The 19,374-nt window shown below is 66.8% G+C and carries 13 protein-coding genes; 3 read left to right on the top strand and 10 right to left on the bottom strand.

The annotated features are described in order from the left end of the window. Positions 1–74: 74 nt before the first annotated feature. The 8 genes from gltB to pilM form a co-directional block, all read right to left on the bottom strand. A complete protein-coding gene (gene gltB / locus ACZ5EF_RS01715) occupies positions 75–4,526 on the bottom strand; it encodes a glutamate synthase large subunit (RefSeq protein WP_346062777.1) in 4,452 nt (1,483 codons plus the stop codon). A 437-nt stretch (positions 4,527–4,963) separates the two neighbouring features. Then, on the bottom strand, positions 4,964–6,070 hold the full coding sequence (gene aroB, locus ACZ5EF_RS01710; RefSeq protein ID WP_346062778.1) for a 3-dehydroquinate synthase: 1,107 nt from the start codon (positions 6,068–6,070) through the stop codon (positions 4,964–4,966). A 34-nt stretch (positions 6,071–6,104) separates the two neighbouring features. After that, the gene (aroK, locus tag ACZ5EF_RS01705; protein WP_346062779.1) at positions 6,105–6,650 is read right to left on the bottom strand and encodes a shikimate kinase AroK; all 546 of its coding nucleotides are present in this window, start codon (positions 6,648–6,650) and stop codon (positions 6,105–6,107) included. Next, on the bottom strand, positions 6,650–8,731 hold the full coding sequence (pilQ, locus tag ACZ5EF_RS01700) for a type IV pilus secretin PilQ (protein WP_346062780.1): 2,082 nt from the start codon (positions 8,729–8,731) through the stop codon (positions 6,650–6,652). The genes aroK and pilQ overlap by 1 nt, the downstream gene beginning before the upstream one ends. 44 nt (positions 8,732–8,775) lie before the next feature. Continuing rightward, the gene (locus tag ACZ5EF_RS01695) at positions 8,776–9,321 is read right to left on the bottom strand and encodes a pilus assembly protein PilP (protein ID WP_346062781.1); all 546 of its coding nucleotides are present in this window, start codon (positions 9,319–9,321) and stop codon (positions 8,776–8,778) included. Further along, on the bottom strand, positions 9,318–9,941 hold the full coding sequence (locus tag ACZ5EF_RS01690; protein WP_346062782.1) for a type IV pilus inner membrane component PilO: 624 nt from the start codon (positions 9,939–9,941) through the stop codon (positions 9,318–9,320). The genes ACZ5EF_RS01695 and ACZ5EF_RS01690 overlap by 4 nt, the downstream gene beginning before the upstream one ends. Positions 9,942–10,023: 82 nt before the next feature. Beyond that, complete coding sequence (locus ACZ5EF_RS01685) at positions 10,024–10,593, bottom strand: PilN domain-containing protein (RefSeq protein WP_346062783.1); 570 nt, start codon at positions 10,591–10,593, stop codon at positions 10,024–10,026. Continuing rightward, positions 10,590–11,651 carry a type IV pilus assembly protein PilM gene (pilM, locus tag ACZ5EF_RS01680; protein ID WP_346062784.1) on the bottom strand — a complete coding sequence of 354 codons (1,062 nt, stop codon included), beginning with the start codon at positions 11,649–11,651 and terminating at the stop codon, positions 10,590–10,592. Before pilM ends, ACZ5EF_RS01685 begins: the two co-directional genes overlap by 4 nt. A 251-nt stretch (positions 11,652–11,902) precedes the next feature. On the opposite strand from pilM, the gene ACZ5EF_RS01675 reads away from it, so the two are divergent. After that, entirely contained in the window at positions 11,903–14,428 is a 2,526-nt protein-coding gene (locus tag ACZ5EF_RS01675) for a penicillin-binding protein 1A (RefSeq protein WP_346062785.1), read from the top strand. 132 nt (positions 14,429–14,560) lie between these two features. On the opposite strand, the gene ACZ5EF_RS01670 is transcribed toward ACZ5EF_RS01675, so the two are convergent. Together ACZ5EF_RS01670 and rpmE are read right to left on the bottom strand one after the other, a co-directional pair. Beyond that, a complete protein-coding gene (locus ACZ5EF_RS01670) occupies positions 14,561–15,829 on the bottom strand; it encodes a malic enzyme-like NAD(P)-binding protein (RefSeq protein ID WP_346062786.1) in 1,269 nt (422 codons plus the stop codon). 274 nt (positions 15,830–16,103) lie between these two features. Further along, entirely contained in the window at positions 16,104–16,316 is a 213-nt protein-coding gene (gene rpmE, locus ACZ5EF_RS01665) for a 50S ribosomal protein L31 (protein ID WP_146803601.1), read from the bottom strand. A gap of 156 nt (positions 16,317–16,472) precedes the next feature. Here rpmE and ACZ5EF_RS01660 point away from each other — a divergent pair, with 156 nt between their 5' ends. Next, positions 16,473–18,704: a primosomal protein N' gene (locus ACZ5EF_RS01660; RefSeq protein WP_346062787.1), complete on the top strand. Its 2,232-nt coding sequence runs from the start codon at positions 16,473–16,475 to the stop codon at positions 18,702–18,704. Between the two features lie 91 nt (positions 18,705–18,795). Next, positions 18,796–19,344 (top strand): YaeQ family protein, encoded by a 549-nt coding sequence (locus tag ACZ5EF_RS01655; protein ID WP_346062788.1) that lies wholly within the window; start codon positions 18,796–18,798, stop codon positions 19,342–19,344. Positions 19,345–19,374: the final 30 nt, after the last annotated feature.

Below are 19,374 nucleotides of genomic sequence, written 5' to 3'. Positions count from 1 at the left end.
TCTCTGCGTGGCGATCTCGTCGGCGCCGGCCGGGGCCCTGCCCTTGGCCGGCGCCAGTCACTGATTCCGGCCGCTTATTCCGGCCGGCGCCGGGATTCGGCGAGCAGGCTGCCCAGGCTCGCGGCCTTGGGCTTGACCAGCCAGAAGTGACGGACGAAGTCGCTGAAGTCCTCGAGGATCGCCTTGCCGCGCTCGGAGCCGGTCTCGGCCACGTACTCCTCGATGATCTCCCGCAGATGACGCCGATAGGCCTCCATGGCCTCGGTATTGACCCGGTGGATCTCCACCAGCTCGTGGTTGTACTTGTCGACGAAGGTGCGATCCTCGTCGAGCACATAGGCGAAGCCGCCGGTCATGCCCGCGCCGAAGTTGACGCCGGTCTCGCCCAGCACGGCCACCAGGCCGCCGGTCATGTATTCGCAGCAGTGATCGCCGGCCCCCTCGATCACCGCGGTGGCGCCGGAGTTACGCACCGCGAAACGCTCGCCGGCGGTGCCGGCGGCGAACAGCTTGCCGCCGGTGGCGCCATACAGGCAGGTGTTGCCGATGATCGCCGTCTGGTGGCTCTCGAAGCGGCTGGCCCGGGGCGGCACGATAACGATCTGGCCGCCGTTCATGCCCTTGCCGACGTAGTCGTTGGCGTCACCCTCCAGGTAGAGGTGCAGGCCACGGGCGTTCCATACCCCGAAGCTCTGGCCCGCCACGCCCTCGAAGCGCACCTTGATGGGCGCCTCCTCCAGGCCCGCCTCGCCGTAGCGCTTGGCGATGGCTCCGGAGGCCGCCGCCGGCACCGAGCGGTCGCAGTTGGTGATGGCGAAGCGGAACTCGCCGCCGGACTTCTCGTCGATGGCCTGCTTCAGGGCCGCCAGCACCTCCTGGTTCTTGGCGCCCGGGTCGTGGGGCACGTTGCGCTCCACGGCACAGAACTGGGGTGCCTCCGCCGGCACGAAGTCGTTGGCCAGCAGCGGCGTCAGGTCCAGCTTGCGCTGAGAGGCGGTCTCGCCCTCCAGCACCTCCAGCAGGTCGGTGCGCCCGATCAGGTCGGTGAGCTGCCGCACGCCCAGCAGGGCCATCAGCTCGCGCACCTCCTCGGCGATAAAGCGGAAGTAGTGCTTGACCATGTCGACGGTACCGCGGAAGTGCTCGTCGCGCAGGTATTGATGCTGGGTGGCGACACCGGTGGCGCAGTTGTTGAGGTGACAGATGCGCAGGTACTTGCAGCCCAGCGCCACCATGGGCGCGGTGCCGAAGCCGAAGCTCTCGGCGCCGAGGATCGCCGCCTTGACCACGTCGAGGCCGGTCTTCAGGCCGCCGTCGGTCTGCAGGCGAATCTTGTCGCGCAGGCCGTTGATGCGCAGCGCCTGGTGCACCTCGGGCAGGCCCAGCTCCCAGGGCGAGCCGGCATGCTTGATGGAGGTGATGGGGCTGGCCGCGGTGCCGCCATCATAGCCGGAGACGGTGATCAGGTCGGCGTAGGCCTTGGCCACCCCGGTGGCGATGGTGCCGATGCCCGGCTCGGAGACCAGCTTCACTGAGACCTGGGCGTCCGGGTTGACCTGCTTGAGGTCGAAGATCAGCTGTGCCAGGTCCTCGATGGAGTAGATATCGTGGTGCGGCGGCGGCGAGATCAGGGTCACACCGGGCACCGCGTAACGCAGCCGGGCGATCAGGTCGTTGACCTTGCCGCCGGGCAGCTGACCACCCTCGCCGGGCTTGGCGCCCTGGGCCACCTTAATCTGCAGCACCTCGGCGTTGACCAGGTAGGCCGGTGTCACGCCGAAACGCCCGGAGGCGATCTGCTTGATCTTGGAGGAGCGGATGGTGCCGTAGCGGGCCGGATCCTCGCCGCCCTCACCGGAGTTGGAACGCCCACCGGACTCGTTCATGGCCTGGGCCAGGGCCTCGTGGGCCTCCGGCGACAGGGCGCCCAGGGACATGCCGGCGCTGTCGAAGCGCGGGATCAGGTTCTCCACCGGCTCCACTTCTTCCAGGGACAGCGGCTCGGCGGCGGGCTTGAGCCTGAGCAGGTCGCGGACGGTGGCCACCGGCCGCTCGTTGACCAACTGGGCGAATTTCTTCCACTTCCGGTAGTCGCCTTGCTGAACCGCTTCCTGCAGGGTCTTGACCACGTCCGGGTTATAGGCGTGGTACTCCTTGCCGTGGACATACTTGACCAGGCCGCCCTGGGAGATGCCCTTGCGGGGAATCCAGGCGTCCCGGGCCAGCAGCTCCTGCTGCAGCTGCAGCTCGGCGAAGCCGGTGCCCTGGATGCGCGAGGCCATGCCCGGGAAGCACAGCGCCATCACCTCCTCGTCGAGGCCCACCGCCTCGAAGAGCATGGAGCCGCGGTAGGAGGCCAGCGTCGAGATACCCATCTTGGAGAGGATCTTGTAGAGCCCCTTCTGCATGCCCTTGCGGTAGTTCTCCCGGGCGTCCGCCGGGTTGCCGACCAGCTCGCCGGAGCGATGCATGTCGGCCATCACCTGATAGGCCAGCCACGGATAGACCGCGGTGGCGCCGACGCCGAAGAGCACCGCCATCTGGTGGGCATCGCGGGCATAGCCGGTCTCCACCACCAGGTTGACCCGCGGGCGCAGCGCCAGCTTGCCCAGGTGATGGTGCACGGCGCCCACCGCCAGGGCGGCGTGGATCGGCAACTCGCCCTTGGGCAGGTCGGCATCGGAGAGCACCAGGATCACCTTGGCGCTGCGCGCCGCCTCCTCGGCCTGCTGGCAGAGCGCCAGCAGCGCCTGCTTGAGGCCCTGTTGCTCGGGATCATAGCCCAGCGTGAGGGTGTGGCTGGCGAAGGCCGGATCCTCGTGATTGACCAGGGTGGTGAACTTGCGCGGCGAGAGGATCGGCGTGGTCAGGATCAGTCGGTGGGCATGCTCCGGAGTCGCCTCGAAAACATTGAGCTCGGCGCCGATGCAGCTCTCCAGGGACATCACGATCGCTTCCCGCAACGGATCGATAGGCGGGTTGGTGACCTGGGCGAACTTCTGCCGGAAGTAGTCGCTGAGCAGGCGATTGTGGCGCGACAGTACCGCCATGGGGGTATCGTCACCCATGGAGCCCACCGCCTCCTGGCCGCTCTCGGCCAGGGGACGCAGCACCTGGTCGCGTTCCTCGAAGGTGACCTGGAACATCTTCTGCCAGACGTTGAGCGCCTCGGCCTCCAGGGGCTGGAAGCGGGCCAGCTCGGTGAGGGCGGACTCCAGGTAGTGGGCGCGCTCCTTGAGCCAGCGCTTGTAGGGATAGGCGGACTTGAGCCGCTCGTCCACGTCGGCGGTGTGCAGCACCTGGCCGGTCTCGGTGTCGATACCCAGCACCTGGCCGGGGCCGACGCGACCCTTGGCCACCACGTCCTCGGGAGCATAGTCGTAGGTGCCGATCTCCGAGGCCAGGGTGATATAGCCGTTCCTGGTGATCACCCAGCGGGCCGGACGCAGGCCGTTGCGATCCAGCATGCAGACGGCGTTGCGGCCGTCGGTCATCACCATGCCGGCGGGACCGTCCCAGGGCTCCATATGCATGGAGTTGTACTCGTAGAAGGCGCGCAGGGCGCCATCCATGGTCTCCACGTTCTGCCAGGCCGGCGGCACCATCATGCGGATGGCGCTGTAGATATCCATGCCGCCGGTCATCAGCACCTCCAGCATGTTGTCCATGCTGGAGGAGTCGGAGCCGGTGGTGTTGACGATCTCGTCGAGCTCGGCGATCTCCGGCAGCAGCGGCGAGACGAAGTTCTCCTTGCGCGAGTTGGCCCAGCCACGGTTGGCCTCGATGGTGTTGATCTCGCCGTTATGGGCCAGGAAGCGGAACGGCTGGGCCAGCGGCCAGCGCGGCGCGGTGTTGGTGGAGAAGCGCTGGTGGAAGACGCAGATGGAGGTGGTCAGGCGCGGGTCGCCCAGGTCGCGATAGAAGGTGGGCAGGTCCACCGGCATCATCAGGCCCTTGTAGGAGACCACCTTGGCGGAGAGGGAGCAGACATAGAACTCCTCCTCGTCGCGCAGGGCCTCCTCGGCGCGGCGCCGGGCCATAAACAGATCCACGCCCAACTGGGCATCGAGGCGCTCATCGGCGGCCTCGACGAAGACCTGGCGGATCCGCGGCAGGCACTCCAGGGCCATGGGACCACAGACACTGGGATCGGTGGGCACCTCGCGCCAGCCATGCACCACCAGGCCACGGGCCTCGAGCTCGGCGCTCAGCACCTGCCTGGCATGGGCCTCGCGCTCATCGTCGTCGGGCAGGAAGATGGCGCCCACGGCGAAGCGGTCACCCAGGTCGACCCCCAGGGTCTCCCGGGCCACCTCGCGCATGAAACTCTCGGGCATCTTGAGCAGCAGGCCGCAGCCGTCGCCGGTCTTGCCGTCGGCGGCGATGCCGCCGCGGTGGGTCATGCAGGTCAGGGACTCGATGGCGGTCTTGAGCAGGTCATGGCTGGCCTCGCCTTCCATATGGGCGATCAGGCCGAAGCCGCAGTTATCGCGGAATTCGCCGGGCTGATGGAGACCTCGGTTCATGGGCGTGTCCCTCAAGCTAGATGTCTTTTATTCCCAGGCAAACCATGATATTCTTATCGGTTTTTCTTATTTTAAGAAGGGTGATACCGGGCGCCTGGGGAGCAGAAAAAAGGCTGTCCAGCATAGCCAGACACCTCTCCTCGCGCAATTCCCCGGCCGACAGGCGCCACAAAAAATCTCAACAAATCGCTAGCTTAGACACCACCAACGAATAAAAAACTTGCCAGTTCAATGACTTGACCCTGACTTCTCGAAAGCCTCGATCACAATAGACTTTAGTCTAACAACCCCACCCCCTACCCATACCGATTGTGCATAAGGCATACTAATTAATGAATCGCACACTCTGATACCACTGGCTAGGCGCCACAAAAAAGCGGCGACCATCGAAAAATGGTCGCCGCTTTTCCTGAAAAATTCTTATTTTTCGAAAGATATTACTGCCTCGGGAAATCCATCAGCAGTGCCCGCAGCAGCTCCGCCGGCGTCTCGTCATACACGCAGGCCTCCCCCACCCTCCGCAGCAGGATCAGCCGCAATCGGGCATCGATATTCTTCTTGTCGAGACGCATGGGCACCAGGAAGGCCTCCTCGTCCATGGCCGCCGGCGCCGCCAACGGCAGGGCCGCCGCCTCGATCACCGCCGCCACGCGCTCGACGTCCTCCCGGGAGAGCCAGCCCAGCCGCGCGGAGAGCTCGGCGGCCATCAGCATGCCGGTGCCCACCGCCTCGCCATGCAGCCAGGCGCCATACCCCTGATGGGCCTCGATGGCATGGCCGAAGGTGTGGCCCAGGTTGAGCAGGGCACGCACTCCCTGCTCGGTCTCGTCGGCGGCCACCACCTCGGCCTTGATGGCGCAGCTGCGCAGGATCGCCTCGCGCAGGGCCGCCTCGTCGAGCCCACGCAGCGCCTCCATGCGCGCCTCCAGCCAGGCCAGGAAGTCCGCATCACGGATCAGGCCATACTTGATCACCTCCGCCAGGCCGGCCGAGAGCTCCCGGGCCGGCAGGCTGGCCAGGCTGGCGGTATCGATCAGCACGGCACGGGGCTGCCAGAAGGCGCCGATCATGTTCTTGCCGCGGGGATGGTTGACCCCGGTCTTGCCTCCCACCGAGGAGTCGACCTGGGAAAGCAATGTCGTGGGCACCTGGATAAAGGCGACCCCGCGCTGGTAGCAGGCGGCGGCATAGCCGGTCATGTCGCCGATCACCCCACCGCCCAGGGCCACCAGGGTGCAGCGGCGATTGAAGCCGGCCTCCAGTAGCGCATCCCAGATACGCTCCACGCTCGACAGCGTCTTGGTGTGCTCACCATCCGGCAGGATCACCTCGCGCACCTCGAGGCCCTCGGGCAGGCCGGCCTTGAAGGCCGCCAGATAGAGGGGTGCCACCGTCTCGTTGGTGACGATCATCACCTGGCGCCCCGTCAGGTAGGGGGCCAGCCACTGGGGATCCCCCAGCAGGCCGGCGCCAATATGAATAGGGTAACTGCGCTCGCCGAGGTCGACGTTAAGGGTACTGACGGAAGAGGCGACTTGGCTCATGGAGGAGAGACACCGAAGGTTGGTGAGGAGGGCATCACGCCTTGCAGGATTGCAGGGGATCCACCAGCTTGGTGACCCGGCGCACGATTTCGCTGGCCACGGCCTTGGGGCCGCGACGATCGGTGCGCACGATCAGATCCGCCGTGGCCCGGTAGAGAGGATCCCGTGCGGCGAAGAGATCCCGCAGCACCCGGCCGGGGTCCTCGGCCTGAAGCAGGGGGCGATTGCGATCCTTGGCGGTGCGTCGCAACTGCTGCTCCACCGTGGTATAGAGATAGATGACGGTGCCCCGCTCGCGCAGGGCGCGCCTATTGACCTCGCGGATCACCGCGCCGCCGCCGGTGGCCATGACGATCCCGGAGCGCCGGGTCAGGTCATCGATGGCCTGAGCCTCGCGCTCACGAAACCCGGCCTCTCCCTCGACATCGAAGATCCAGGGAATATCGGCGCCGCAGCGCGCCTGGATCTCATGGTCGCTGTCGTAGAAGTCGCGGCACAGCTCGGCCGCCAGGAGGCGGCCGATGGTGCTTTTGCCGGCCCCCATGGGGCCGATAAGAAAGAGATTGGGTAAGTCCTGCATCAGCGAAGTGCCAGCCCATCCTCGAGGATCGTGGGAGTGATGAATATCAACAACTCTACCTTTTCATTGCTCTCTTGGGTATAGCGGAAGAGGTTGCCGATCACCGGGATATCCGACAGCAGCGGCGTCTCGAACAGGCTGCGGATCTGCTCGGTGGTCAGGATCCCCCCCAGCACCACCGTCTCGCCGTTGTTGACCAGCACCTGGGTCTGGATCTCGTTGCGATCGATGGGCGGCTCGCTGCCGACGAAGGTATCCCGGAAACTGTCGTTGGTGATCAGCAGATCCATGACGATGCGGTTGTCCGGGGTGATCTGCGGGGTTACCTCCAGGGAGAGCACCGCCTCCTTGAAGTCGGTCTCGGTACCGCTGTCGCTGACCGTCTGGAAGGCCCGCTCCTCGCCCTGCTTGATCACCGCGGTACGCTGATTGGCGGTGATCACCCGGGGCTGGGAGATGGTCTGGCTGCGCCCCTCGCTCTCCAGGGCGCGCAGCTCCAGGTCGATCAGGATATCCCCGGAGAGATAGCCGAAGGCAAAGGAGGTCAGCGGATCGCGATCGCCGCCCAGATCCACCGCCAGGCCATCGCGATCCCGGTAGACCAGCTCGCCCTCCACCGGATCGAAGAAGGTCTGGCCGGGACTGGTGGCGGCGCCATCCAGGTCGATACGGCTGCCTCCGGGGCGCGACATCCCCCAGTTGACCCCCAGCTCCCGGCTGGCGCTATCCCGGGCGATCACGATACGCGCCTCGATCTGCACCTGGCGTACCGCCACGTCCAGTTGCTCGATGGTATCGAGGATCTGCTGCAGCTGTTCGGCGGTATCCTGGATCAGCAGGGTATTGGTGCGCGCATCCACGCTGACCCGACCACGCTCGGTAAGCAGGCCGAAGCCCTCCTCACCGCCGCGCAGCAGGCCGGCCAGGTCGGCGGCTCGGGCGTAATTGATCTGCACATAGCGGGTGACCAGGGGCGCCAGCACCTCCATCTGCTCCCGGGCCTCGATCTCCTGGCGCTCGATATTGGCCAGCTCCGCCGCCGGGGCCACCACGATCACGTTGCCCTCCTGGCGGCTGGCCAGGCCATGACTCTTGAGCACCAGGTCCAAGGCCTGATCCCAGGGCACGTCCTGCAGATTGAGGGTCACCCGGCCGGTGACGCTATCGCTGGCGACGATATTCAGGCCGGTGAAGTCGGCGATGATGGAGAGTACCGAACGCACCTCGATATCCTGGAAATTCAGGGTGATACGCTCGCCGGAAAAGCTGCGCTGCTCGGGGCGTTCCACCCGCTGCGGCGCCGGCGGCGCTACCGGCTGGGCCTCGATGATCAGCTCACGCCCACTATGCGTGGAGAACATGGCGAAGTCGCCGCTGGCCTGCAGCTCCAGGGTCACCCCCTCCCTGTCGGGGCGCGGCACGATACGACTCAGCGGCGTGGAGAAATCGGTGACGTCGAGCACCTGATCCAGGGAGGCCGGCAGGCGCACGCCGCGCAGTTCGGCGAGGATGCGGTTGTCGCTGGCCTCGCGCACCCGGCTGGCGATTCCCGAGCGATCGAAGGTCACGATCAGGCGCCCGGCCCCATCGGCGCCGCGGCGGAAATCGATATCCTCGATGCGCGGCTCCTGGGCAACCGTCGAGGTCGCCGTGGGCGTCGTCGGCGATGAGGCGGCGACCACCGACGACGAGGATGCCCCCCCGGCGCCGCCGATGGCCAGGATCAGCCGATCCCCCTCCTGACGGGTGGAGTAGGGCAATTCCTCGTCCAGGGTAAAGACCAGCCGGGTCCGCGACCCGGCCTGCAGGGTGGTGACCTGGTCCACGCCACCCAGGTTCAGCGACTGGCGCGGGCGCTCCACCAGGCTGCCGGTCTCCATCAGGTCGATGGTCAGCCGCGGCGGCTCGTCGAGCCGGTAGCCGCGCACCTCCGGCACCCCGCCCTGGAAGTGCAGCTCTACCTCGACCCCTTCATCCGCCTGGCGGAAATCCAGGCTCGTCAGGGTCGAGGCCGCCCACGCCGAGGCACTTCCCAGCAGCGACAGGCAGAGTATTGCCAGACAGCGTGTGATGGTTTGCATGATCCCTTCCCCTTGCCCTTGTTGTGTTGCACGCCGCGCCGCCATCAGCCACGCTGACGCCCCTCCCCGTTCAACGATAGGCTACGCACTCGCTCGATCCAGCCGCCGCGCCCATTGGGCACCACCTCCACCAGTTGCACGCTGGCCTCGGTGATGCTGACGATACGCCCGAAATCGGTGCCCAGATAATTGCCGCTGCGCAGCCGGTGCACCTCCCCATCCGGCGCCCGCACCAGGGCCGAGGGCCGCCCTCCCACCGACAGCGTGCCAACCAGCGCCAGTCGATCGAGGGGGTACTGCTCCAGCGGCTCCCGCGGCCTGGCCAGATCGGGGGCCAGGTCCGTGGAGCCCCCGGCCAGCGCCTTTTCCGGCTCCGGTAGCCGCGCCATGAAAGGGCTACGTCGATCGGCCTGATCATAGGAGATGGCGACATAGCCCGGGGTGTCGGGCAATGGAGAAAGCTCCATCGCCCCGGGATTGGCACGAATCTCCGCCAACTGTCGATCGAGGCCGGCGATATCCGGATCGCTGCAACCCGCCAGGGCGGCCAACAGCAGCAGGCCGCCGCCACGCGCAAGGAGCGAATTCATGGGCTCACCTCCCCGCTGTCATGGCGATAGCTGTAGGTCTTGGCCAGCAGCGAGAGGCGCAGGCGGTTGCCCCCCTCCACCGGCGCCAGGGTGAAGTCGTGCTGAGTGACGATGCGCGGCAGCCCCGCCACCCCGGAGAGGAAGGAGGCGATGCGGTGATAGTCGCCCTCCACCTGGATATCGAAGGGCTGCTCCACGTAGTACTCCTGGGACACGGGTGGGCGCAGGCGAATGGCATTGATCAGCAGTTGGTTCTCGATGGCGGTCTCGCTGATATTGTCGATCAGCGAGGGGATCTCGGCACCACTGGGCAGCATCTCCAGCAGCGTACCCAGCCGCGCATCCAGGGCCGCACTACGCTCACGCATGGCGGGTAGGTTGGCGGCCTGGGCCGCCTTGCTGCGGTAGTCGCGCAGCAGGTTCTGCTCCTCGCGCTCGGCCCCGGCCAGCTCCTCCGCCTTGGGCGAGGCCAGGTACCAGTGCATGCCGGCGAAGGTCAGTCCCAGCACCAGCAGGCAGCAGATCAGCTGCAATGACCAGGGCCAGCCCCCCGCCTCGCGCAGATCCAGTTCGCGCCAGTCCAGCTCCTTGAGCCGGCGCCACTCTCCCGACAGGCTCATGACTCATCCTCCTCGGCCAGCGGCTGGCCCGGCATGCGCTCCAGCTCCTTGAGTCGATGCCACTCTCCAGCCCCAGACAGGCTCATGACTCATCCTCCTCGGCCAGCGGCTGACCCGGCATGCGTTGCGGCACGTTGAGGCTGAAGCGCCGCCGGTCCTGCCCCTGATCAGACTCCACCTCGGAGAGGTTGGGCACGGCGAAGGCCGGCGCCGCCCCCAGGGCCCGCAGTTGATCGGAGACCTGGCGATTGTTCTCGGCCAGGCCGGTGAGGCTGAGCAGCTCGCCCTGGCGGGTCAACTGGGTATAGTGCACCCCCTCCTCGAGACTCTCGGCGAGCTGATTGAACACATGCACGGTCTGGGGGCGCCCCTCCTGGAGGCGCTGAAAGACGGCGATCTGGGCCTCGAGTCGCTCGATCTGGGCCTCATACTCGCGGATCGAGCGAATATCCCGATCCAGCCGCGCCGACTGGTCGGTGATATGGGCATTGCGCTGCTGCTGGATATCCAGGGCGTGCTGATAGTAGAGCGTCATGCCGGCACCGCCGGCCAGCCCCACCACCGCCATGGCCACCAGGGCCAGATGGAAGCGTTTGCTATGGCGCTCCCGGCGCTGCTCTCGCCAGGGCAGCAGATTGATCTCGATCGTCATGGGCGCGACCTCATCGCCAGACCGCAAGCCGTGAACATGGCGGGCGCGTCACTGGCCAGGGTGTGGATATCGATTCGCGAGTTGACCTTCATGCGCAGGAAGGGGTTGGCGACCACTACCTCCATCCCGCTGTCGGCCGCCAGGCGCTCCTGCAAGCCAGGAATGACACAGGAGCCACCCGCCAGCACCAGGCGCTTGACCTCCTCCCGGCGTCCGGCGGTGTAATACAGCTGCAGGGAGCGCCCCACCTGCTGCACCAGGGTCTCGACGAAGGGCTCCAGCACGCTGTGCCGATAGTCCTCGGGCAGGCCGCCCCGCTTCTTGGCCAGCCCCGCCTCCTCGACGCTCAACCCATAGCGATTGACGATCTCGTCGGTGAGCTGGCGCCCGCCGAAGACGGTATCGCGGCTATAGGTGATGCGCCCCTCGCGCAGCACATGGAAGGCATTCATGGTGGCCCCGACATCCACCAGCGCCACGCTGCCGCTGCTGCCTTCCTCCCGGGGCAACTGATGGCACACCTCGGTAAAGGCCCGCTCCATGGCGAAGGCCTCCACATCCACCGCCGCCGGCGTCAACCCCGCCTGAAGCAGCGCCTCGGTGAGCTGGCTGACATCCTGCTGACGGCAGGCGACCAGCAGCACCTCCTGCTGATCGGCATAGCGGGCATGAGTGCCCAGGCGCTGGAAGTCGAAGGCCACCTCACTGAACGGGAAGGGAATATGCTTGTCTGACTCGATCTGGATACGCGCCTCGATCTCGTCATCATTGAGTGAGGCGGGCAGGGAGAGGGTCTTGGTAATCGCCGCGCTGGCCGGCACCGCCGCACTGGTGAGCCGGGTGGTCGGACGCGCCAGTTCGACGGCACGCTGCAGTGCCTCGACCACCGCCGACATATTGCGGATGCGGCGCTCGACCACGGCTCCTTCGCGCAGCGGGCAGACCGCATAGCTTTCCACCCGGAAGCCCCCTTGTGCCGCCTTGAGCTCGATCAACTTGACGGTGGCCGAGGTGATATCGACACCGATCAGTCCCTTGGCTTGTCTGCTAAGTTGCACCTGGGTCGCCCCCTGCTCGTGCCATGCGTTCCCGTTGCGACATAACGCCGGCGGTCTTGTTATCGTCCGGCGCCCTCCGGCTGCGTAATTTCAGGTTACATCCATTTTCGTTTCATCACACAATAGCATGATCCTTACCTCTTCAACGCTGGTGACCCCCCGCCTCGGCCCATATAATGGCTACCCTCAAGGATAGCCCCGCCTTATCGCCGCACCGCCAACGCTTATCACGCGCTTATCACGGGTATCTCATGAAGTTTTTCAAACGCCTTATTGCCTCTCTCGTGTGGCTGACGCTCTCCCTGGCCGCTGCCGGCCTGCTGGCCGTGGCCGGCGCTGCCCTCTATTTCGCCCCCGGCCTGCCCGATGTCCGCCAGCTCCAGGACTTCGAGCTCCAGGCGCCGTTGCGCATCTTCACCCGTGACGGCAAGCTGATCGGCGAGTTCGGCGAGGAGCGACGCATCGCCGTCGACTACGCCGAGATTCCCGAACCGCTGATCCAGGCCCTGCTGGCCGCCGAGGATGCCAGCTTCTTCGAGCACCCCGGCGTCGACCCCCGCGGCCTGGCCCGCGCCGCCCTGGAGCTGGCCTCCAGCGGCGGCGACATCCAGTCGGGGGGCTCCACCATCACCATGCAGGTGGCGCGTAACTACCTGTTGACCCTGGATCGCACCTTCACCCGCAAGATCCGCGAGATCCTGCTGGCCCTGCAGATGGAGCAGGTGCTGACCAAGGAGGAGATCCTCGAGCTCTACGTCAACAAGATCTTCCTGGGGCATCGCGCCTACGGCATCGCCGCCGCCGCCGAGACCTACTACGATCGCCCCCTGAATGAGCTGAGCCTGGCCGAAATGGCGATGATCGCCGGCCTGCCCAAGGCGCCCTCCGCCTTCAACCCCCTGGCCAACCCAGAACGCTCGCTGATCCGCCGCAACTGGATCCTCTACCGCATGCGCGAGCTGGGATATATCGACCGGCCCGCCTACGAGGAGGCCGTGGCCGCGCCCATCACCGCCCGCCGCTTCGCCACTCAGGTCGAGGTGGAGGCCGACTACATGGCCGAGATGGCGCGTCAGTTCGCCGTGGATCGCTATGGCGACGAGGCCTATACCGGCGGCTATCGCATCACCACCACCCTGGACAGCGAACTCCAGCCCATTGCCCGGGATGCCCTGAGCCGCGGCCTGATCGACTATGACACCCGCCATGGCTGGCGCGGCCCCGAGGAGACCGAGATTCCCGCCAGCCTGGTGGAGGCCCAGGAACGCACCGAGCGCCGCGGCCTGGAAGAGGAACTCGACGAGTCCCCCGAGGTACTGGAAACGGCCCGCCGCGCCGCGGCCAGTAGCCAGACCGTGGTGGAAGGCATCGACGGCGACGTCAGCAACTGGCTCAATGTGCTCGAGCGCACTCCCCGTTTCGGCCCCCTGTATCCGGCCATCGTGGTCTCCGCCGAGGGGCGCGAGATGCGGGTGCTGAGCCGCGGCGGCGAGCTGCTGACCCTGGACTGGGAGGGCCTGCGCTGGGCGCGTCGCTACCGCACCGCCCAGTGGCGCGAAGGCGAACCGAGCTCCGCCGCCGAGATCGCCGAGCCGGGCTCCCTGGTGCGCATCCTGCAGCGCGAGGACGGCAGTTGGCGCCTCTCCCAACGCCCCGATGCCGAAGGCTCCATCGTGGTAATGGACCCCGACAGCGGGGCCATCCTGGCCCTGCAGGGCGGCTTCAGCTTCTCCGCCAGCAAGTTCAACCGCGCCACCCAGGCCCAGCGCCAGTCAGGCTCCATCTTCAAGCCCTTCATCTATCTGGCGGCCCTGGAGGCGGGCGAGATCACCACGGCATCGGTGATCAATGACGCCCCGGTGGTCATGCCGGATGCCGGCACCACCTGGCGGCCGGTCAACTCCAGCGGCGACTTCCGCGGCCCCATGCGGGTGCGTAACGCCCTGGCCCTGTCCCGCAACCTGGTCACCATCCGCGTGCTGCAGCGCCTGGGGCTCGACAACGCCATCGATTTCCTGGCGCGTTTCGGTTTCGACGAGTCTCGCCTGCCCCACGGCCTCTCCCTGGCCCTGGGCAGCGCCAGCCTGACACCCCTGGAGATGACCCACGCCTATGCCACCCTGGCCAATGGCGGTCATGGCATCAGCCCCTGGTTTATCGAGCGGGTCACCCGTGGCGCCAATGAGGAACTGGTGGATGAGGCCAGTCCCCGGGTGGCCTGCCACGACTGCCTGCCCGGCACCCAGGAGGTGGAGATCGACGGTCGCCGTTACCCGGTAGCGCCCCGGGTCGTCGACGCCTCTTCCGCCTACCTGGTCACCGATATGCTGCGCGACGTGATCGAGGCAGGCACCGGTCGCGCCGCCCTGGAGCTGGGGCGCGGCGATATCGTCGGCAAGACCGGCACCACCAACGACCAGCGCGATGCCTGGTTCGCCGGCTATAACGCCGACCTGGCGGTCTCGGTCTGGATCGGCAAGGACAACAACGAAACCACCGGCGAGTATGGCGGTCGTGCCGCCCTGCCGGTGTGGATCGACTTTATGGGCCAGGCCCTCGAGGGACGCCCGGAGGCGAGACTGCCACGCCCCGCCGAGGTGGTCAGCGCCCGCATCGACCCGGAGTCCGGCCGACGCCTGCGCGATGGCCAACCCGGCGGGATCAGCGAGCTCTTCCAGGCCGACCACCTGCCCGAGTTCGAGCCCTATAATGTGGGCCGCGACCTGGAGCAACACAGCGGCTCCCAGGGTAGCGGCTCCTTCGAGTCGATCTTCTGACCCCTTCGCCCGGCGAACCGCCGGGCATGAGCCCATAACAGCGACAAGGCCCGCATCCTGTGATGCGGGCCTTGTCGTGGTACGGACGGAAAAACGCCGGCCACGAGGCCGGCGCTTCGATGAGGTCGCGACTTAGTTGCCGTAGACGTCCTCGATACGGGTCAGCGGATAGTGGGCCGGGTAGGGCTTGCGCGCTACGCCGGAGTCCACCGCCGCCTGGGCTACCGCCGCGGAGACGCGGTCCAGCAGGCGGGCATCCATCGGCTTGGGAATAATGTACTCGGGACCGAAGCTCATCTCTTCCACTTCGTAGGCGGCCTTGACCTCGGCCGGCACCGGCTCGCGGGCCAGGTCCTTGATGGCATGCACCGCGGCGATCTTCATCTCTTCGTTGATGGCGGTGGCACGCACGTCCAGGGCGCCGCGGAAGATGAAGGGAAAGCCTAGGACATTGTTGACCTGGTTGGGGAAGTCGGAACGACCGGTGGCCATGATAACGTCATTCCGGGCGGCCAGGGCCACCTCCGGGTGGATCTCCGGATCCGGGTTGGAGCAGGCGAAGACCACCGGGTTGGCGGCCATCTTCTTGAGCTGTTCGGCGGAGAGCAGGTTAGGGCCGGAGAGGCCGACGAACACATCGGCACCCTCGATGGCATCATCCAGGGTGCGACGCTCAGTCTCGGTGGCGAACATCGCCTTGTACTGATTGAGGTCGTCACGACCGCTATGGATCACGCCCTTGCGATCCAGCATAAAGATGTTCTCGGCCCTGGCGCCGCAGGAAACCAGCAGCTTCATGCAGGCGATGGCCGCGGCACCGGCACCCAGGCAGACGATACGCGCCTCGTCGATCTTCTTGCCGGCGATATCCAGGGCATTGATCATGCCCGCCGCGGTGACGATGGCGGTGCCGTGCTGATCGTCATGGAACACCGGGATATTGCAGCGCTCGATCAGGGCGCGCTCGATCTCGAAGCATTCCGGCGCCTTGATGTCTTCCAGGTTGATGCCACCCCAGGTATCGGCGATGCGTGCCACGGTATCGATAAAGGCCTGCGGGCTCTCGGCATTGACCTCGATATCCACGGAATTGATGCCGGCGAAGCACTTGAACAGCACGCCCTTGCCTTCCATGACCGGCTTGCTGGCCAGCGGACCCAGGTTACCGAGGCCGAGGATGGCGGAGCCATCGGAGATCACCGCCACCAGGTTGCCCTTGCCGGTGTAGCGGTAGGCATTTTCCGGGTCCTTGGCGATCTCGCGGCAGGGCTCGGCGACACCCGGGCTATAGGCCAGGGCCAGATCCTTGGCAGTCTCGGTGGGCTTGGTCAGCTCCACGGAGAGCTTGCCGGGGATCGGCTGTGAGTGATAGTCCAGTGCCGCTTGTCTCGGGTCAGTCATGGGTGTTGTCCAGTCGTAGCAGAGTACATAGGTGTCGCGCCAGAATATAGAAAAACGTCCAAGCCCACAACTTGTGCCAAGTCACTGTCATTCAAGGCTTTTAGTCGCTTGTTTGAAGGCATTTCCAAATATTTAGCCGAACTTATGACTGGCAATTCAGGCATAACAAAGAGCTTATTACAGCCCCAAGTCCTTGGCAGGAGACATAAAAAAACCCGCCCGGCGAGGCCGGGCGGGTCTTCCGATATCGCCCTGGGGCGATAGCGAGCAGAGTTTAGCGACGAATCGCGGCACCGAAACGCTTGTTGAAGCGCTCGACGCGGCCACCGGTGGTCGCCTGCTTCTGCTTGCCGGTGTAGAAGGGGTGGCACTGGGAGCAGACGTCCAGGGACATCTCCTGATTGGAGGTGGTGCCGATTTCGAAGGTGGCGCCGCAGGAGCAGGAGACGCTGACCTTCTTGTATTCGGGATGGATACCTTGTTTCATCGTGAAGCCTCATGGAGCGGTATGCCGCCACCTGATCTCTTGCCAGGCACCGCATACGGGTTTTGGGTGCGTTAAGATGACGCCGCGCCCACCGGTAACCATGACGCATGGCGCCATGAAGGCGCGCATTCTAGCAGAGACGATGCCGGAGGCCAATTGCCCAGTCCCTCGCCCACGACGATCCTCGGGGTCGCCGTCCCCTCCCCGCTGCGCCGCCTGTTCGACTACCGCGCCATCGCCCCACCACCGGGGGGCTGGCGACCGGGACTGCGGGTACGGGTGCCCTTCGGGCGCCGCGAGGTGGTAGGCATCGTCATCGAGTGCCGCGACCATAGCGAGGTGCCGGCGGCCAGCCTCAAGCCAATCGCCGGCTGGCTCGACGACACGCCGCTGCCGGAAGACTGGCTATGGCTGTGCCGCTTCACCGCCCGCTACTACCAGCATAGCCTGGGCGACACCCTGACTCACGCCCTGCCCGGCCTGTTGCGCCAGGGGCGCCCCCTGGAGGCGCGCACCCGGGAGACCTGGCGCCTGACCCCCGACGGCCAGTCCCTCCCGGCGGAGGCCCTGGCCCGGGCGCCCCGCCAGGCCGCCCTGCTGGCCATGCTGCGCCAGCATCCCCGGGGGCTCGCCACCCCGGCCATCGGCGCCCAGGGTTTTACCCGGGCCCAGCTGCAGGCGCTCGCCTCCAAGGGGCTGATCCATGCCGACCTGGAACCGCTGATCGAGGCCCCCCTGCCCAGCGCCGATCGCCTGCTGGCGGAACCGGCGCTGACCCTCAACGGCGAGCAGGCCCAGGCCCTGGGCAGGCTCCACGACGGCCTGGAGCGTTTCTCCCCCGCCCTGCTCCACGGCGTCACCGGCAGCGGCAAGACCGAGGTCTACCTGCAGCTGATCGAGGCGGTGGTGGCCCGCGGGCGCCAGGCCCTGGTGCTGGTGCCGGAAATCGGCCTGACCCCCCAGACCCTGGCCCGCTTTCGCAAGCGCTTCCGCGTGCCGGTGGTGGCCCTGCACTCGGGACTCGCCGACGGCGAACGCCTGGACGCCTGGCTGGCGGCACTCCAGGGCCGCGCGCCCATTGTTATCGGCACCCGCTCGGCGGTCTTCACTCCCCTGGCGCGCCCCGGCGTGATCATCGTCGACGAGGAGCACGACGGTTCCCTCAAGCAGCAGGATGGCCTGCGTTATCATGCCCGGGACCTGGCGGTGGCTCGGGCCCACTACCACGACATCCCGGTGCTGCTGGGCAGCGCCACCCCTTCTTTGGAGAGCCTGGCCCAGGCCCACTCGGGGCGCTACCAGCACCTGCGCCTGACCCGTCGCGCCAGCCGCCATGCGCCGGCCCGGCTGGAGCTGATCGACACCCGCGGCCGACCCCGCCGCGGCGGCCTGATTCCGCCGGTGATCGAGGCAATTCGCCAGACCCTGGCGGCGCGGCATCAGGTGCTGGTCTTCATCAATCGTCGCGGCTTCGCCCCCACCCTGGCCTGCGAAGCCTGTGGCTGGCTGGCCGAGTGCCGCCACTGCGATGCCCGCCTCACCCTGCACCGCCAACCCCACCAGTTGGTCTGTCACCACTGCGACCACCAGCAGCCGCTGCCGGATGCCTGCCCCCAGTGCGGCAGCGCCGACCTGCGCCCCCTGGGCACCGGCACCGAACGCAGCGAGGAGAGCCTGGCCGGCCTCTTCCCCGAGGTCCCCATCTACCGCATCGACCGGGACAGCACCCGCCGCAAGGAGGCCTTCGAGACCCTGCTGAACGAGGTGCGCCGGGGCGATCCGGCGATCCTGGTGGGCACCCAGATGCTGGCCAAGGGCCACCACCTGCCCCATGTCACCCTGGTGGTGGTGGTCAATGCCGATGCCGGCCTCTATGCCAGCGATTTCCGCGCCATGGAGCAGAGCGCCCAATTGCTGGAGCAGGTGGCCGGGCGCGCCGGGCGCGCCGAACACCCCGGACGGGTGCTGGTGCAGACCCAGCATAGCGACGACCCCCAGCTCGGCTTGCTGGCCTCCCAGGGCTATGACGCCCTGGCCGAGCAACTCCTGACCGAGCGCCGCGCCGCCGCCCTGCCCCCCTATCGCTTCCTGGCCCTGCTGCGCCTGGAGGCGCCCCGGGAGGAGGCCGTCCAGGCCCTGGCCGGGCAGTCTGCCGACGCCCTGCGCGCCTGGCTCGCCGACCAGGCCCCGGAGGTGCACTGCCTGGGCCCGGTGCCGGCCCCCATGGAGCGCCGCCAGGGGCGCTACCATATGCAGCTGATGCTCAGCGCCGAGCGCCGCAGCCGCCTGCATGAGGCCGGCGCCTGGCTGATCGGCTGGCTGGAGCAGTGCCGCGAGGCGCGCCGGGTGCGCTGGTCCCTGGATATCGACCCCCAGACCCTCAGTTAAGGCGGCCCCTTTCGATCCCTCTCTTTTGATCCCCGCCGCGGCGGGTTACATTGGCGCCCTCTTTTTATTACCGATACTGGCGAGACAGCCCATGGCCCTCAAGTCCACCATCTGCAAGGCCCAGATCCAGTTGGCCGATATGGATCGTCACCACTACGACGACCTCTCCCTGACCCTGGCCCAGCACCCCTCGGAGACCGACCAGCGACTGATGGTGCGCCTGCTGGCCTATGCCCTGAATGCCGGCGAAGGCCTCGCCTTCACCCGCGGGTTGAGCACCGACGACGAACCGGAGCTGTGGCGCAAGGACCTGACCGGCGCCATCGAGCTGTGGATCGAGCTGGGCCTGCCCGACGAGGATCGCCTGCGCAAGGCCTGTCAGCGCTCGCGCCAGGTGATCCTCTACGCCTATGGCGAGGAGGGCGCCGTGCGCCCCTGGTGGGAGAAGCTTCAGCACCGCCTGAGCCGCTTCGACAACCTGGCCGTCTGGCGCCTGCCGGCGGAGCAGAGCCGCGAGCTGGCCGAACTGGCGGATCGCTCCATCAACCTGCAGTGCAATGTCCAGGAGGGCCAGGTGATGCTGAGCGATAGCCAGCGCACCGTGATCCTCGACCCCGAGCCCCTGCTGGGCGTCGAGTAAAGGGGGCGCCTAAAGGTCGACCAGGCTTTA

This window comes from Bisbaumannia salifodinae, from assembly GCF_055388505.1.
Note: the sequence above shows the minus strand (reverse complement) of the source record. Positions and strands in the feature narration are given on the sequence as shown.

What these genes read in the sequence shown, in the direction of transcription:
- gltB (WP_346062777.1), bottom strand. Translation starts at nt 4,526, where the DNA reads ATGAACCGAGGTCTCCATCAGCCCGGCGAATTCCGCGATAACTGCGGC.
- aroB (WP_346062778.1), bottom strand. Translation starts at nt 6,070, where the DNA reads ATGAGCCAAGTCGCCTCTTCCGTCAGTACCCTTAACGTCGACCTCGGC.
- aroK (WP_346062779.1), bottom strand. Translation starts at nt 6,650, where the DNA reads ATGCAGGACTTACCCAATCTCTTTCTTATCGGCCCCATGGGGGCCGGC.
- pilQ (WP_346062780.1), bottom strand. Translation starts at nt 8,731, where the DNA reads ATGCAAACCATCACACGCTGTCTGGCAATACTCTGCCTGTCGCTGCTG.
- ACZ5EF_RS01695 (WP_346062781.1), bottom strand. Translation starts at nt 9,321, where the DNA reads ATGAATTCGCTCCTTGCGCGTGGCGGCGGCCTGCTGCTGTTGGCCGCC.
- ACZ5EF_RS01690 (WP_346062782.1), bottom strand. Translation starts at nt 9,941, where the DNA reads ATGAGCCTGTCGGGAGAGTGGCGCCGGCTCAAGGAGCTGGACTGGCGC.
- ACZ5EF_RS01685 (WP_346062783.1), bottom strand. Translation starts at nt 10,593, where the DNA reads ATGACGATCGAGATCAATCTGCTGCCCTGGCGAGAGCAGCGCCGGGAG.
- ACZ5EF_RS01675 (WP_346062785.1), top strand. Translation starts at nt 11,903, where the DNA reads ATGAAGTTTTTCAAACGCCTTATTGCCTCTCTCGTGTGGCTGACGCTC.
- ACZ5EF_RS01670 (WP_346062786.1), bottom strand. Translation starts at nt 15,829, where the DNA reads ATGACTGACCCGAGACAAGCGGCACTGGACTATCACTCACAGCCGATC.
- rpmE (WP_146803601.1), bottom strand. Translation starts at nt 16,316, where the DNA reads ATGAAACAAGGTATCCATCCCGAATACAAGAAGGTCAGCGTCTCCTGC.
- ACZ5EF_RS01655 (WP_346062788.1), top strand. Translation starts at nt 18,796, where the DNA reads ATGGCCCTCAAGTCCACCATCTGCAAGGCCCAGATCCAGTTGGCCGAT.